We start from the raw sequence: 13,392 nt of genomic DNA, 5'->3' as shown, positions 1-13,392 counted from the left end.
ACACTAACTTTACATGGAACTCTCACCCCGTCGGGCTCCGCGGGGGATAATGGGGGCGTGAACCCGGTACTGCTCATCCACGGCTTCACCTCGCACCCGACGCGGGTCTGGGGTCCGCTGCCCGAAGCCCTCGAAGCCCGCGGCCTGGCGGTGCGCTTCGTCACCCTCGCGGGGCACGGCACCCGCCCCGAGGACCTGCGGGGGGTGCGCGCCGAGGACTGGCTGCAGGACGTCCGCCGGGCGGCCGCGGACCTCGAGGACTACGCGCTCGTCGGCCTCTCAATGGGGGCGCTGCTGGCGGCGGCGCTGGCGGCGGAGAAGCCGCCGCGCGCGTTGGTGGCCGCGGTGCCGGCGCTGGGGCTCAGGAACCCGCTGGTTCCCCTCGTGCCCTACCTGACCTGGCTGCTGCCGCGCCTGCCCGGAACCGACTCGATCGAGGACCCGAAGCTAAGGGCGCAGAACCCCAACTACCCGCACTTCCCCAGCCCGGCCCTGGTGGAGCTGCTCCAGCTCGTCCGCCGCACCCCCGCCTGGTTGCGGGCGGTGCGGGCGCCGGCGCTGGTGGTGCAGGCGGAGGGGGACAAGGTCATCGCGCAGACGGCGGTGCGCCGCTACCTGGAGGGGCTGGCGTCGCCGTCCAAGGAAGTCGTCCGCGTGCGCGGCGGTCACGACTTCCTGCTCGACCGCCACGCCCGCGAGGGGACGGAACGGATCGCCGGCTGGCTCGCGGAACGCGGCTAGCTCATGCCGCGTTGGATGTACTGCTCGAGCTGCTCGATGTGGAACTTCTGCTCGTCCATGATCGACTTGACCACGTCGCCGATCGAGATGAAGCCGACGAGCCGGCCCTCCTCGAGCACCGGCAGGTGACGCACCCGCTTGTCCGTCATCAGCGCCATGCACTGCCAGTCCGTGGTCTCGGGGGTGATGTAGAGGACGTGGGTGCTCATGATCTCGCTCACGGGAATGTCCTTGGAGGCCTTCCCGCGCAGGATCACCTTGCGCGCGTAGTCGCGCTCCGAGAACAGGCCCACGATCTGCCCCGAGGCGTCCACGACCGGCAGCGCCCCCACGTTGTACTCGGCCATCTTCTCCAGCGCCTCGAAGACGGTGACGTCGGGAGCCACCGTGTAGACCTCGTGCCCCTTCTTGTCCAGCATCTGGCGTACCGTTGCCATGACGGCCTCCTTTTCCCCGGTGGGGTCTGTGGCTCTCATTGTAGCGCGGGGTATCCTGAAGGGGTATGGTCCGCCACGCACTCCTGCAACTGAAGCCCGAAAAGGGCCGGATCGGGCGCAACCTCGAGCACCTGCAGCAGACCCTCCTGGGGCTCCGGGACGAGGGCGTCGACGTCGCCGTGGTGCCCGAGGCCTACCCCACGGGCTACTTCCTGCAGGGCGGCGTGCGCGAGCTGGCGCTCGAGGCCGCCGAGCTGGAAGACCGGCTCGGCGCCTGGCACGCCGCGCAGTACCGGGAACCGCTCGACCTGGTGATCGGCTTCTACGAGCGCGACGGCGGCAGCTACTACAACGCCGCGGCCTACCTGGAGCTGGGCGGGCGCGGCCTGGTGCACCGGCACCGCAAGATCTTCCTGCCCACCTACGGCGTCTTCGACGAGGAACGCTTCCTCGACCGCGGCCACGAGCTGGCCAGCTTCGCCACCCGCTTCGGCCGCGCCGCGCTGCTGATCTGCGAGGACTTCTGGCACACCGTCACCGCCACCACGGTCGCGCTGCAGGGCGCCGAGATCATCTACGTGCCCTCGGCCTCGCCCGCGCGCGGCTTCGCCGGCGGCGCCCCCGCCAACGTGGAACGCTGGGCGACCCTGGCCCGGGCGGTCTCCGGCGAACACGGCCTCTACGTCGCCCTCGCCAGCCTGGTGGGCAGCGAGGCGGGCAAGCTGATGAGCGGCGGCAGCCTGATCGCCGGCCCCGAGGGCGAGGTGCTGGCCCGGGCGCCCGAGTTCGAGGAGGCCGTCCTTCTCGCCGACGTCGACCCGGGGCGCATCCCTCCGGTGCGCTACGACAACCCCATGCTCGCCGACCTCAAGGCCGGACTGCCCCTCATCTTCCCCGAGCTGCGGCGGCTGGTGGAGGAGCTATGAAGATCGTCCGCGGGATCCCCAACCACGAGGTGCTCGACCTCAACTACCCGCTGGTGGCCGCCGCCCTGGAGCGCTTCATCCGCGAGGAGCTCCACGGCCGCGGCTTCGAGAAGGCTGTGGTGGCCGCGAGCGGCGGCGTCGACTCGTCGGTCACGCTCGCGCTGGCGGCGCGGGCCCTGGGTCCGGAGAACGTCCACGCCCTCAGCCTGCCCCACCGCGACTCCTCCCCGGAGTCGGTCGCCCACGCGCGGCTGGCGGCCGAGCGCTTCGGGGTGGCGCTCGAGACCGTGGACATCACCCCCATGGTCGAGGGCTACGCCGAGCAGACGCCGGACCTCACCCCCCGCCGCAAGGGCAACGTCATGGCCCGGGCGCGGATGATCGTCACCTTCGACAAGTCGGAGCAGTACCACGCGCTGCCGCTGGGCACCGGCAACAAGACCGAGCGCCTCTTCGGCTACTTCACCTGGCACGCCGACGACAGCCCCCCGGTCAACCCCCTGGGCGACCTCTACAAAACCCAGGTCTGGGGGCTGGCCGAGCACCTGGGGGTGCCGGACGAGATCGTCCACAAGGCGCCGACCGCCGACCTGGAGCCGGGCCAGACCGACGAGGCCGACCTGGGCGTGCGCTACCGCCGCGCCGACGTGATCCTCGAGCACTACCTCAAGGGCTACCCCGACGACTACATCACCGGCCTCGGCTACACCCCCGAGGAGGTGGCCCTGGTCAAGCGCCGGGTCAACCGCACCCACTACAAGCGCCACCTGCCCGCGGTGGCGCTGGTGAGCAGCACCGCGATCGGCGAGTTCTACCTGAGACCGCTGGATTTCCGCCTCGAGGACTGAACAAACGTCCCTCCCCGGGCGTGCTAGCTTGAGCGCGTAGGGCGTACCCCTGCGGTGGAGGGCCAATGGCCAAGGACGAAATCATCGGCGTGGTAACCGACCCCGGCAGCAGCCTCACCCCGGAGGCCGCCCGCCGCAAGGGGGTGCTGCTGCTCGACCCCACGGCCCCGCTCGAGCCCCAATACCGCCGGCTGCTCGAACACTTCGACCGGCTGCTCTCGCTGCACGCCTCGCCGGAGCTCTGCCCCATGCACGACGCCGCCGCCCAGGCGGCCGCGGGGCTGGCCGACCGGGTGCGCGTCGTCGACACCCGCCTGGGCTCCGCCGGTCTGGGGGCGGCGGCGCTGCGCGCGGCCGAGTGGATCGCCCACGGCGCCGACGAAAAGGAGACGCTGCGGGAGATCGAGCGCCTGGCCCACGAGGGGCGCTTCTTCCTCCTCACCCACGACCTCAGCCAGCTGGTCGAGAACCGCATGCTGCCGCCGCTGGTGGGCCGCTTCGGTCAGGCCCTGGGGCACTGGGCCCTGATCGGACTGGAAAAGGGGCGCTTCCAGGCGCCGCGGCCGGTGCGCGACGCCAAGCTGCTGTCCACGATCGCCGGGCTGCTGAAACGCCGCTACGGGCCGCTGCGGCTGCGGGTGCGCGCCACCTTCGGCGACCTTCCCGACGAGGTCCGCGGCCGCCTCAAGGAGGCGCTGGCCCGCGAGCTGCACCTGGAGGCCGGTACCCTCGCCCCCATGGACCCGGTCGCGCGGATGCGCGTGGGCGACCACGCCCTCGCCGTCTTCGCCTACCCCGTCTGAGCCGCGACGAAGCGGCCGGCCCCGCTGGGCGGGGCCGGCCGCCTGCGTGTACCTCAGGAAGGCCTGACCGGGGTCACCGCCGCCTCGTTCTCCTCGCCGGTGCGGATCCGCACCACCCGCTCGACCGGCAGGACGAAGATCTTGCCGTCGCCCACCTCGCCGGTGCGCGCCGAGGCCAGGATGGCCTGGATCGTCGGCTCCACGAACGCCTCGGAGACGCCGATCTCGAGCTTCACCTTGTCGTAGAGCCCCATCTTCACCGTGGTCCCGCGGTAGGTCTCCACCCGCTCGGTCCCCCCGCCGTGGCCCTGGACGCGGCTGATCGTCAGGCCGCGCACCTCGGCCTTGAACAGGGCCTCGAGCACGTCGTTGAGTTTCTCCGGCCGGATGATGGCCACGATCATCTTCATGCCGCACCTCCCGCCCGCTCGCCGTCGAGCACCAGGATCGCCCCTTCGGTGGTGGGGTAGGCCTCTTCACCGTGCTGCACGGCGTCGAGCCCCACGGCTTCCTCGCGCTGGGTCGCCCTGAGGGGGACGACCAGCCCCACCAGCTTGAAGATCACGAAGGAGGCCACCGCGCTGAGGAGGACCGCCGCCGCGACGGCGACGAGCTGCACCCAGACCTGCGCCGCGTTCCCCTCCAGCAGCCCCGGGGTGCCGCCCCAGGCTTCGGAGGCGAAGACGCCGGTCAGCAACGCCCCGGTGATGCCGCCGATCCCGTGGGCCCCGAAGACGTCGAGCGAGTCGTCCAGGCCCAGCCGCGGCCGCGCCAGGATGAAGAAGAAGCTGGGGAAGGCCGCGATGGCCCCCAGCCAGATCGCGCCCAGCGGCCCCACGAAGCCGGCCGCGGGGGTGACGGCGACGAGGCCCACCACCGCCGCGGTGGCCGCGCCCACCGCCGTGGCGCGCCCGTGGCGCCAGAGCTCGAGCAGCATCCAGACCGACATCGTCGCCGCGGGGGCGAGGAAGGTGTTGGTGAAGGCCAGCCCGGCGCTGCCGTTCGCCCCGTAGGCGCTGCCGCCGTTGAAGCCGAACCAGCCGAACCACAACAGCCCCGCGCCCAGGAGCACGAAGGGGATGTTGTGGGGCAGGAAGGCGAGCCGGCCGAAGTCCTTGCGCGGACCCAGGACGGCCACGCCCACGACGCCGGCGATGGCGGCGTTGATGTGGACCACCGTCCCCCCGGCGAAGTCGAGGGCGCCCAGGTCCTTGAGGAACGCCGACCCCGCGGGGCCCCAGACCCAGTGCGCCAGCACCGCGTAGTCGAAGATGGTCCAGAGGGCGATGAAGAGCAGCCACGCGGAAAAGCGCATCCGCCCCACCAGCGAGCCCGAGATGAGCGCGGCGGTGATCACCGCGAAGGTGCCCTGAAAGGCCACGTCGAGAAGCGCGGGCATCTCGCCGGAGAGGTCGAGGCCGTTCAGGAAGGCCATCGAGAGGTCGCCCACGAACTTGTTCCCGGTTCCGTAGGCGATCGAGTAGCCGAAGAGGGCCCAGACCAGGGTGACGAAGCCCAGGGCGCCGAAGCTCATCATCATGGTGTTGAGCACGTTCTTCTGGCGCACCAGGCCGCCGTAGAAGAAGGCCAGGGCCGGCGTCATGAGCAGCACCAGCGCCGTGGAGACGAGCATCCAGGCCGTGGTGCCGGTGTCGGTGTCTCCTGCAGCCAGGGCCGCGCCCGGCAGCAGGAACAGCAATAGGGTCCCTAGTCGCATCATCGTTCAGACTTCCTCCCTCCGGCCGCAGGCCGGTCAGTCCGAGTCTAGCGAGTGGAAATACGAGTTGTCAAGTATTCTTGTATCTTTATGCATACTTTGCCGAGTTATTCTAGCCATTTAGGGCTGATTCGTGCATCTTGTCCTTCATTTCCTTTACGTTCTGCCATATCCACCTGCACATCCTGCACAACAGCGGGGCTGCGGTATCGTGGTTCCGTGACCGAAGCGGAGGTCTACCAAGCACTGCTCGAAGGGCCCAACGCGCGCCGGGTACTGCTCGGTGCCCAGGTCGCCCCCGAGGCCCTCGCCCGCTACGCCGCGGGGCTGGCCAACCGCGAAGGCGGGGTGATCCTGCTGGGGGCCCTGCCCGGGGGACGGGTGGAGGACGCGGGCGGGCTCGAGCCCCTGCAGCTCAGCCACGCCCTCTTCGAGCTCACCGCCGGCGCCGTCCTGCCGCACGTGGAGCGCGTCGAGACCGCCGAGGGGGTCGTCTGGGCGCTGCACGTGGCCAAGAGCCCCTACGTGGTCTCGGCCGGCGCCGGGCCCGCTCCCTACTGGGACGGCGCGCGCCTCGTCGCCGCCCCCAGCGCGGACGGCCCCGCCGCCCCGCCCGACCCCACGGCGCGGCCGCTTCCCGAAGCCGGCCTCGACGACCTCGACCCCGCGGAGCTGGCGCGGCTCGAGGACCGGCTGCGCGAACGCGGCAGCCCCCTCGCCGAAGCCGCGCCGCTCGAGCGGCTGCAGGCCCTGAGCATGGCGCGGGAGGTCGACGGCCGCTGGGTGCCCAGCGTGACCGGGCTGCTGCTCGCGGGCCGGCCGGCGGCGCTCGCGCGCCTCCTCCCCCAGGCCGAGGTGAGCTACTACCGCCACGAAGACGACGACGTCGACTACGTCTTTCGCGAGGACCTGCTGCGCCCCATCCCCGCGGCGCTCGAGCGCCTGCGCGAGCTGATCCAGAGCCGCAACCGCTTCCACCCGCTCACCGTCGGCCTCTTCCGCCTCGAGGTCTGGGACTTCGACGTCGAGGTCTACCGCGAAGGCCTGCTCAACGCCTTCGTGCACCGCGACTGGACGGCCCACGCCACGGTGCAGGTGCACCACCACCCCGACCGCCTGGAGATCGCCAACCCCGGGGGGTTGCCGGCGGGGATGACGCCCGCGAACATCCTGCGCCACCCCCCGCACCGCCGCAACCCGGCGCTGGCGGCGGCGCTGGCGCGGCTCGGCTACGTCGAACGCGCCGGGCAGGGGGTGGACAAGATGTACCGGCTGATGCTGCGCTACGGCAAGGAGCCCCCCGAGTACCGCGCCTGGCCGCACGCCGTCACCCTGGTGCTGCACAACCCCGGCTTCGACGCCGAGTTCGTCCGCTGGGTCTCCGAGGCTCAGAACCGCCAGGGGAGCTTCACCCTCGACTACCTGATCGTCGCCGCGGCGCTGCGCCGCGGCCCCCGCCCCACCGCCGAGCTGGCGCGGGCGCTGGCGCTGGAGCCGCCCGCGACCCGCAAGCTGCTCGCGCGCATGGAGGCGGCGGGGCTGATCGTCCCCGAGGGGCAGGGACGGGGCCGCCGCTGGCGCCTGGCCCCCCTGCCCCGATAGACTTCCTGCATGCCCAGCGACGACCGCTTGCAACGTTACGCCGACCTGGCCCTGCGCGTGGGGCTCAACCTCCAGGAGGGCCAGCCCCTCGTCCTCAGCGGCTCCGCCGAGTCGCGGCCGCTGCTGCGGGCCCTGGCCCGCAGCGCTTACCGTCTGGGAGCGCGGGCCGTCGTGGTGGATCTGCACGACCCCGCCCTCGGCCGCATCGACCTCGAGGATGTGTGGGAGGCCTACCTCGACGAGGTCCCCGACTGGTTCGTGCAGGCCCGGGTGCGCGCCGTCGACGCGGGCGCGGCCCAGCTCAGCCTCACCGACGCGGACCCGTTCCTGCTCCGCGGCGTCGACCCCGCCCGCCTGGCGCGGCGCATGCAGGCGGCGGCGCGGGCGCGCCGCCCCTACCTCGAGCGCGTCGGCGCCCACAAGGTCAACTGGCTGGCGCTGGGCGCGGCCACGCCCGCCTGGGCGCGGGCCGTCTTCCCCGAGCTCGCCCCCGACGAGACGACCGAACGCCTCTGGGAGGCGATCTTCGCCACCGTCCGCCTGGACGCCCCCGACCCCGAGGCCGCCTGGCGCGACCACGTCGCCGCCCTCGAGGCGCGGGCGGCGACGCTGAACCGGGCGCGCTTCGCCGCCCTGATCTTCGAGGGGCCGGGCACCGAGCTGCGCGTCGGCCTCGCACAGCGCCACGTCTGGAAGAGCGCGGTGGCCGAGGCCCAGAACGGCGTGCGCTTCGTACCCAACCTGCCCACCGAGGAGGTCTTCACCGCCCCCGACCCCGAACGCGTCGAGGGCGTGGTCACGAGCACCCGGCCGCTCAACATCGGCGGCACCCTGGTCGAGGGGCTGCGCGTCACCTTCGCCGGCGGGCGCGCGGTCGAGCTCGAGGCCGCGCAGGGCCTCGAGGCGGTGCGAGCGGTGCTCGCGACCGACGCGGCGGCCCCGCGCCTGGGCGAGGTGGCGCTCGTGGAGACCCCCAACCCCGTCTTCGACCGCGGCCGGCTCTTCCTGAACACCCTCTACGACGAGAACGCCGCCAGCCACCTCGCCTTCGGCCGCGCCTACCCCGACACCCTGGGCCTCGCGGAGGGCGACGACACGGCGCTCACCGCCGCCGGGGGCAACGCCAGCACCGTGCACCTCGACTGGATGATCGGATCCCCCGAGGTCGACGTCTGGGGCGAGCGCGCAGACGGCGCCCGGGTGCCGCTCATGAAGCGGGGGCGCTGGGTGGACGCGGCGCGGTAGGCGCGTTCGCGCGGGGGTAAAATGAAAGCGTGACGGAGCGTCAGCGGAGGCTGCTACACCTGCTCACCCGCGCCTACATCGAGACCGGCAAGCCGGTGCCTTCGCGCTGGCTCGCCGAGCGGTTGGGGGTGAGCCCGGCGACGGTGCGCTACGACCTCGCCGACCTGGAGGCCGCGGGGCTGATCGAGAAGCCCCACGCCTCGGCGGGGCGGGTGCCGACGCGCCAGGGGTTCCGCCAGTACGCGCTGGCGCAGCTGCCGCCCGAACCGCTGCCGCACGACACCCTGGAGCGGCTCGCCCGCGTGCTTACCGGCTCGGGCAGCCGCTGGCCCCAGCTCGCCGCCCAGATGGCCACCCGGCTCGGGGGCTATCCGGTCGTCGTCCGCCTGAGCGAACCCGGCCCGCCGCGGGTGCTGCAGGTGCACCTCTCCAACCTGGGCGGAGGGCAGCTCCTGGCCGTGGCCGTGCTCGAAGGCGGCCGGGTGCTCGAGGGGGTGGTCCCCTTCGACCTCGACGGCGACGACTTCCTGGAGCAGGCGGAGCGCTGGCTGCGCGGCCCCTACCCGCTCGCCGAGCTGGGCCGCCGCAGCGCGCCCACCCCCCAGCTGGCCGAGCTGGGGCGCAAGCTCACCAGCGCCTTCGCGGGGCCGGGATCGGAACGCTACCTCGAGGGCCTGGGCGCCATGCTGGCGCAGCCGGAGGCGCAGGACCCCGCGTTCGTGCGCCGCGCCCTCGACCTGCTCGAGCAGCTGCCCACCGGCCCCATCACCCCGGCGCGCCGCCTCAACGTGCGCGTCGGCGACGTGGAGGGCCTCAGCCTGGTGCAGGCGGGGTTCCAGCGGGGCGGACGCACCGGCGAGCTGACCCTGATCGGCCCCCTGCGCATGCGCTACCGCGAGGCGCTCTCGGTGGCCGAGAGCCTGAGCCGCGCCCTGGAAGGAGAAACCGTTCATGCGCGTTAACGTACGTCTTTTCGCCCACTACCGCGAAGCGGCCGGAACCGGCCGCCTCGAGCTCGACCTGCCCGAGGGCAGCACCGTCGCCGACGCCAAGGCGGCCGTGGAGGCGGCCGTGCCCGGCCTCGACCTCTCGGGGGGGATGGCGGCCCTCGGCGAGGAGCTGGTAAAACCCGACACCCCCCTGCGCGAAGGCAGCGAGCTCGCCTTCCTGCCGCCGGTCTCCGGCGGCTCCGGGGACGACCGCACCGGCCTCTCCCACGAGCCGCTCGAGCCCCTGATCGGCGAGCTCGTCGCCTGGGCCACCGCGCCCCCCTACGGCGCGGTGGTCAGTTTCGTGGGCACGACCCGCTCGCCCAACAAGGGACGCGAGGTGCGCTACCTTACCTACGAGGCCTACGAGAGCATGGCCGAGGCCACCCTGGCCCGCATCGCCGGCGAGCTGCGCGCGCGCTGGCCGCTCGGCCGCATCGCCCTGGTGCACCGGCTGGGGCGGGTGAACCCCGCGGAGGCCTCGATCGTGATCGTCGTCTCCTCCCCTCACCGCCCCGAGGCCTTCGAGGCCGCCCGTTACGCGCTCGAGCGCGTCAAGCTGATCCTGCCGGTCTGGAAGAAGGAGCACCTCGAAGACGGCGAGGTCTGGGTCGAGGGCGGCGCGGCCGAAGGCTACCGGCTCTAGACCCAATCGAGTTGGACATTTCCTCTATAATGCGTGAGTAAGGAGGCGTATGCCGCAAATCGAACGCCTCGTGGTCGAGGCCCTCACCGAGTACGCGTCGCCGGTTGCGGCGCAAAATATCATGAACCGGGCCCTCCGCCGGGCCGGCGTCAACCCCGACGCCATGGGCCCGGAGGCCTGGGTGCGCTTCGTGCGCGGGCCGCTGCTCGCGGAGCTGCAGCAGGTCTTCCCCATCCAGGAGCCCACGGGGGCGCTGCGGCGGGTGCTGCGCGGCCTGGAGGAGGCCGCGGCGGCCCGGCCCCAGCCCGCGGCGGCACCGGCACCGACCGCGCCCGGCGACCGCAACACCCTGATCCTGCCGCGCCGCGAGGTCGACCTCGGCCGCGCGGACGCCCGCGAAGGCCTGGTCAACGAACTGGCCCGCGAGGAGGGCGTCAGCGGGGTGCTGCTGCAGGGCCCCTCGTACCAGGAGGCCCGGCTTCCCGGGGTGGAGGACCTGGCCCCCATCCTCGGGGTGGTGCACAACCTCCTGCAAAAGCAAAAACCGTATAAACTATTTTATAGCGTTTTCCAGGAGGGTCAGGTGCTCGTGCGCCCCCTCGGACCTGCACTGGTCGCCCTCGTGGCCAAGCGCGAGGCGAACCTCGGCAGGCTGCTGCACGTATTAAACAGCTACGAGGCCAAAGGAGGTCAACCATGAACCACACCCGTTGGATCGTTCTAGTCTTTCTCTTCGCGGTCGCTTGGGCGATGCCGCTCCCCCAGCTCTACGACCAGCTGGCCCCCAAACTGGAGACGGCGCGCACCGAGCTGCTGCGCGATCCCACCGCCAGCCTGCAGGCGCTCGACGACGCGCTCAACATCTTCCGCAGCGGCGCCGAGAACGTCCCCGAGGCGTTGAGCGAGGGTGTGGTCCAGGCGTTGAACAACGCCCGCATCGCCGTGTCGCGCAAGAGCAAGGCCGACCTCGAGGGTCAGCTCTGGGTCGTGCGCGGCTCCCTGGGCAAGCTGATGTACGAGGCCATGTTCCAGGCCGTCTACCAGGGCAACACCGACGAGGCGCTGGCGCTGCTCGACCGCCTCATCGAGATCACCGCACGCACCCCCGACCTCAAGGCCAAGGCGGTGCCGCTGATCCAGGCCGGCGACATCGAGGGGCTGCGCACCCTCTTCGAACGCGCCTACGCCGAGGCGATGTACAAGTCGCTGCAGCTCGCCCAGCAGAAGAAGCAGCGCGCCTCGGCCTACGCCCTGACGGCCAAGGCCTACGGCCTCTACCTGGTGGTGCAGGACTCCCCGCGCATCGACAACCTGGCGCGCGACTACGTGGACGCGCTGGCCAAGCTCGTCTCCGGCGACGAGGCCGGGTTCAAACAGCAGACCGACCAGCTGATCGCCGCCGCCCAGCGCTTCTTCCGCGCCGCCGGCCCTGCCGCCGCGGCCCCCGCGCCGGCGGCCCCGGCGGTAACCCCCGCCGCCCCCGCCGAAACGCCGCCCGCGGCCCCGGCCGCAGCCACGGCGCCCCAGCCTCAGCCCCAGCCGGCGGCGCCCGCCGCCCCCCAGCCCGCCGCCCAGCCGGTGGCCGCGCCCAAGCCCGCGCCCGCGGGAACGCCCAAGATCCAGGCGCAGGTCCTCGTCTCGCCCATCGAGCAGCTGAACCAGGACATGGCCTTCCTGATCGGCGACAAGAAGAAGGCGGAGAAGGTCGCGCGTTCGATGGCGCAGGTGGGGATCTACAGCTACACCGACTGGCGCAACAGCCTCTACATCACCAAGGGCCTGCTGGCCACGGCCCAGGCCTACGTCTCCGTGGGGCGCGCCCAGGACGCGCGCAGGTACATGGAGTACGCCCGCAACCGCTACGTCTACGAGATCTACCCGCTCGTCGAGGCCATCGACCCCAAGGCGGCGAAGGTCACGCTGGCGATGTTCGAGCAGCAGATGGGCGGCGTGGGTCTGCGCACCTCCGACCTCACGGTGCTCAACGCCCAGCTGGAAAACGTGGCCGACATCGTGCTGGAACGGCCGCTGGGCCCCTGGCACGACTTCACGGTCTCGCTGCAGCGCGCCACCTTCGGCCTCCCCCGCGCGGTCTTCTTCATCCTCGTCGGCATGCTCGCCCTCTTCCCGCTCTACCTGATCTACCTGACCTTCGGCGGCCGCAACATCTACTGGCGCCTCATGGGCCTCGCCTTCTTCTTCCTGCTGCTGCCGGGCATCATCGAAGGCCTCAGCTACCTGGGCGACATCCTCGCCACCTACGGCGGGGTGCCGCAGCTCTTCGTCCTCGACAACCTCTCGATCCTGCAGAACATCGTGGCGCAGCTGGCCTGGGGGGCCCTGATCTTCCTCGTCGTCGTCTTCGCCACCTGGGGGCTGCGCGGCATCGCCATCCAGTTCGGCCTCATCCAGGACCGCCGCCAGGCGGCCACCACCGTGCAGACCTCGGCCGACATGACCGGGGAACGCAACCCCACCCTCACCAGCGAAACGATCGTGGAGTGGGACGAAGAGTTCTAGCTCCAACCCGGAGGTAACCCGACGCCGTGCCCCTACTGAGCCGACTCCAAGAAGCCCTGGAACCCCACCTGGGGGCCCGCACCCAGGCCGTCCTAGCCGAGGGCCTGGCCCGGCTGGGGCTCGAGCCCGGATCGCTCGACCCCGACCGCGCCGCGATCCTGCTCAAGCGCTTCGTCTACCGCGAGCTGCAGGGGCAGATGGACGCCGCCAGCGCCCGTAAGGTCGTCGAGGAGACGCTGCGCGCCCTCGCGCAGGAAGCGCCCGCAGCGCGGGAGCCGGACCCTGCCCGCAGCGACCCCAAGCGGGCACTGCAGCAGGCCGTCTCGCGCTTCAAGCTCTACTTCGAGTGGCCCGAGGTGCAGCGCCTGCGCAGCCTGGCCGCCCTGGTCGAGGCCAGCGAGAGCGAGGGCGAGTCCAGCGAAGAGCTGCTCAAGGAGGCGCTCGCCCAGATCGACCTGCTCGAAGAAAAGCTGCAGAACGCCCTCCTGCGGCAGGCCCGCGACATCTCGGACCTCGAGGACGCCCTCGAGCGCGTGAAGAACATCGGGGGTCCCAAGCCCCGGCGGCTGCGCTCGCTGCTCAAGCAGATCAAGGAGGCGCAGCAGCAGGAGACGCTGGCCACCGCCGAGGTGGAACGCGCCCGCAAGCTGGCCGCCGACCTGCGCAAGCTCGTCGAGTCGTCGGTGGTGCAAAACCCCACCCTCGTCCCCGAGATGGCGCCCGAGGCCGCGGCCGACGCGGGCGTGATCGCGCTGGAGGACGAGGAGGTCCCCGAGCTGATCGCGGGCGAGGGCGAGGAGTTCGAGATCCTCATCGACTTCGAAAACCTCGAGCCCGAGGTGGCCGACCGCATCCGCGAGATCGACCTGGCCGAGGAGCGGCGCCGCCTGGAGCGGCTGAAGGAGCAGTACGCCGCGG

The 13,392-nt window shown here is 71.9% G+C and carries 13 protein-coding genes and 1 pseudogene; 11 read left to right on the top strand and 3 right to left on the bottom strand.

The genetic code is table 11. The annotated features are described in order from the left end of the window. The first annotated feature begins 57 nt into the window (after nt 1-57). On the top strand, nt 58-741 hold the full coding sequence (locus tag HNQ05_RS05710) for an alpha/beta hydrolase (RefSeq protein WP_147146825.1): 684 nt from the start codon (nt 58-60) through the stop codon (nt 739-741). On the opposite strand, the gene HNQ05_RS05705 is transcribed toward HNQ05_RS05710, so the two are convergent. Further along, the gene (locus HNQ05_RS05705) at nt 738-1,178 is read right to left on the bottom strand and encodes a CBS domain-containing protein (protein WP_013456987.1); all 441 of its coding nucleotides are present in this window, start codon (nt 1,176-1,178) and stop codon (nt 738-740) included. The two genes, HNQ05_RS05710 and HNQ05_RS05705, sit on opposite strands and share 4 nt — an antisense overlap. Before the next feature lie 65 nt (nt 1,179-1,243). On the opposite strand from HNQ05_RS05705, the gene HNQ05_RS05700 reads away from it, so the two are divergent. From HNQ05_RS05700 to HNQ05_RS05690, 3 genes are all read left to right on the top strand, one after another. Then, nucleotides 1,244-2,104 carry a nitrilase-related carbon-nitrogen hydrolase gene (locus tag HNQ05_RS05700; RefSeq protein ID WP_147146823.1) on the top strand — a complete coding sequence of 287 codons (861 nt, stop codon included), beginning with the start codon at nt 1,244-1,246 and terminating at the stop codon, nt 2,102-2,104. Next, entirely contained in the window at nt 2,101-2,952 is an 852-nt protein-coding gene (locus HNQ05_RS05695; protein WP_147146821.1) for an NAD+ synthase, read from the top strand. Before HNQ05_RS05700 ends, HNQ05_RS05695 begins: the two co-directional genes overlap by 4 nt. A gap of 65 nt (nt 2,953-3,017) precedes the next feature. Next, nucleotides 3,018-3,755, top strand: a complete 738-nt coding sequence (locus tag HNQ05_RS05690; RefSeq protein WP_147146818.1) for a DegV family protein — start codon at nt 3,018-3,020, stop codon at nt 3,753-3,755. A 53-nt stretch (nt 3,756-3,808) separates the two neighbouring features. Here HNQ05_RS05690 and HNQ05_RS05685 read toward each other — a convergent pair whose 3' ends face one another. Beyond that, nucleotides 3,809-4,165, bottom strand: coding sequence for a P-II family nitrogen regulator (locus tag HNQ05_RS05685; protein ID WP_147146816.1), 357 nt, complete (start codon nt 4,163-4,165; stop codon nt 3,809-3,811). Then, complete coding sequence (locus tag HNQ05_RS05680) at nt 4,162-5,475, bottom strand: ammonium transporter (RefSeq protein WP_221266819.1); 1,314 nt, start codon at nt 5,473-5,475, stop codon at nt 4,162-4,164. The genes HNQ05_RS05685 and HNQ05_RS05680 overlap by 4 nt, the downstream gene beginning before the upstream one ends. Before the next feature lie 273 nt (nt 5,476-5,748). Here HNQ05_RS05680 and HNQ05_RS05675 point away from each other — a divergent pair, with 273 nt between their 5' ends. The 7 genes and pseudogenes from HNQ05_RS05675 to HNQ05_RS05645 form a co-directional block, all read left to right on the top strand. Further along, nucleotides 5,749-7,074, top strand: coding sequence for an ATP-binding protein (locus HNQ05_RS05675; protein ID WP_446430498.1), 1,326 nt, complete (start codon nt 5,749-5,751; stop codon nt 7,072-7,074). Nucleotides 7,075-7,083: 9 nt separating this feature from the next. After that, on the top strand, nt 7,084-8,319 hold the full coding sequence (locus HNQ05_RS05670) for an aminopeptidase (RefSeq protein ID WP_147146812.1): 1,236 nt from the start codon (nt 7,084-7,086) through the stop codon (nt 8,317-8,319). Between the two features lie 29 nt (nt 8,320-8,348). Further along, entirely contained in the window at nt 8,349-9,281 is a 933-nt protein-coding gene (locus tag HNQ05_RS05665) for a DeoR family transcriptional regulator (RefSeq protein WP_147146810.1), read from the top strand. Next, nucleotides 9,271-9,954 (top strand): molybdenum cofactor biosynthesis protein, encoded by a 684-nt coding sequence (locus HNQ05_RS05660; protein ID WP_147146808.1) that lies wholly within the window; start codon nt 9,271-9,273, stop codon nt 9,952-9,954. The genes HNQ05_RS05665 and HNQ05_RS05660 overlap by 11 nt, the downstream gene beginning before the upstream one ends. A gap of 49 nt (nt 9,955-10,003) precedes the next feature. Continuing rightward, entirely contained in the window at nt 10,004-10,654 is a 651-nt protein-coding gene (locus HNQ05_RS05655) for a hypothetical protein (protein ID WP_147146807.1), read from the top strand. Beyond that, the gene (locus HNQ05_RS05650; RefSeq protein ID WP_183677652.1) at nt 10,651-12,474 is read left to right on the top strand and encodes a hypothetical protein; all 1,824 of its coding nucleotides are present in this window, start codon (nt 10,651-10,653) and stop codon (nt 12,472-12,474) included. The genes HNQ05_RS05655 and HNQ05_RS05650 overlap by 4 nt, the downstream gene beginning before the upstream one ends. Nucleotides 12,475-12,500: 26 nt before the next feature. Continuing rightward, a pseudogene (locus HNQ05_RS05645) lies at nt 12,501-13,392 on the top strand (hypothetical protein); the annotation flags it as partial.

It is taken from the genome of Oceanithermus desulfurans (assembly GCF_014201675.1).
Taxonomy (GTDB): domain Bacteria; phylum Deinococcota; class Deinococci; order Deinococcales; family Marinithermaceae; genus Oceanithermus; species Oceanithermus desulfurans.
The sequence above is the reverse complement of the archived record's forward strand: the minus strand, read 5'-3'. Positions and strand labels throughout refer to the sequence as shown.

Bases quoted from the DNA above. Each gene is read 5' to 3' on its own strand.
- HNQ05_RS05670 (WP_147146812.1), top strand. From the start codon at position 7,084: ATGCCCAGCGACGACCGCTTGCAACGTTACGCCGACCTGGCCCTGCGC.
- HNQ05_RS05650 (WP_183677652.1), top strand. From the start codon at position 10,651: ATGAACCACACCCGTTGGATCGTTCTAGTCTTTCTCTTCGCGGTCGCT.
- HNQ05_RS05680 (WP_221266819.1), bottom strand. From the start codon at position 5,475: ATGATGCGACTAGGGACCCTATTGCTGTTCCTGCTGCCGGGCGCGGCC.
- HNQ05_RS05660 (WP_147146808.1), top strand. From the start codon at position 9,271: ATGCGCGTTAACGTACGTCTTTTCGCCCACTACCGCGAAGCGGCCGGA.
- HNQ05_RS05685 (WP_147146816.1), bottom strand. From the start codon at position 4,165: ATGAAGATGATCGTGGCCATCATCCGGCCGGAGAAACTCAACGACGTG.
- HNQ05_RS05655 (WP_147146807.1), top strand. From the start codon at position 10,004: ATGCCGCAAATCGAACGCCTCGTGGTCGAGGCCCTCACCGAGTACGCG.
- HNQ05_RS05695 (WP_147146821.1), top strand. From the start codon at position 2,101: ATGAAGATCGTCCGCGGGATCCCCAACCACGAGGTGCTCGACCTCAAC.
- HNQ05_RS05705 (WP_013456987.1), bottom strand. From the start codon at position 1,178: ATGGCAACGGTACGCCAGATGCTGGACAAGAAGGGGCACGAGGTCTAC.
- HNQ05_RS05700 (WP_147146823.1), top strand. From the start codon at position 1,244: ATGGTCCGCCACGCACTCCTGCAACTGAAGCCCGAAAAGGGCCGGATC.
- HNQ05_RS05690 (WP_147146818.1), top strand. From the start codon at position 3,018: ATGGCCAAGGACGAAATCATCGGCGTGGTAACCGACCCCGGCAGCAGC.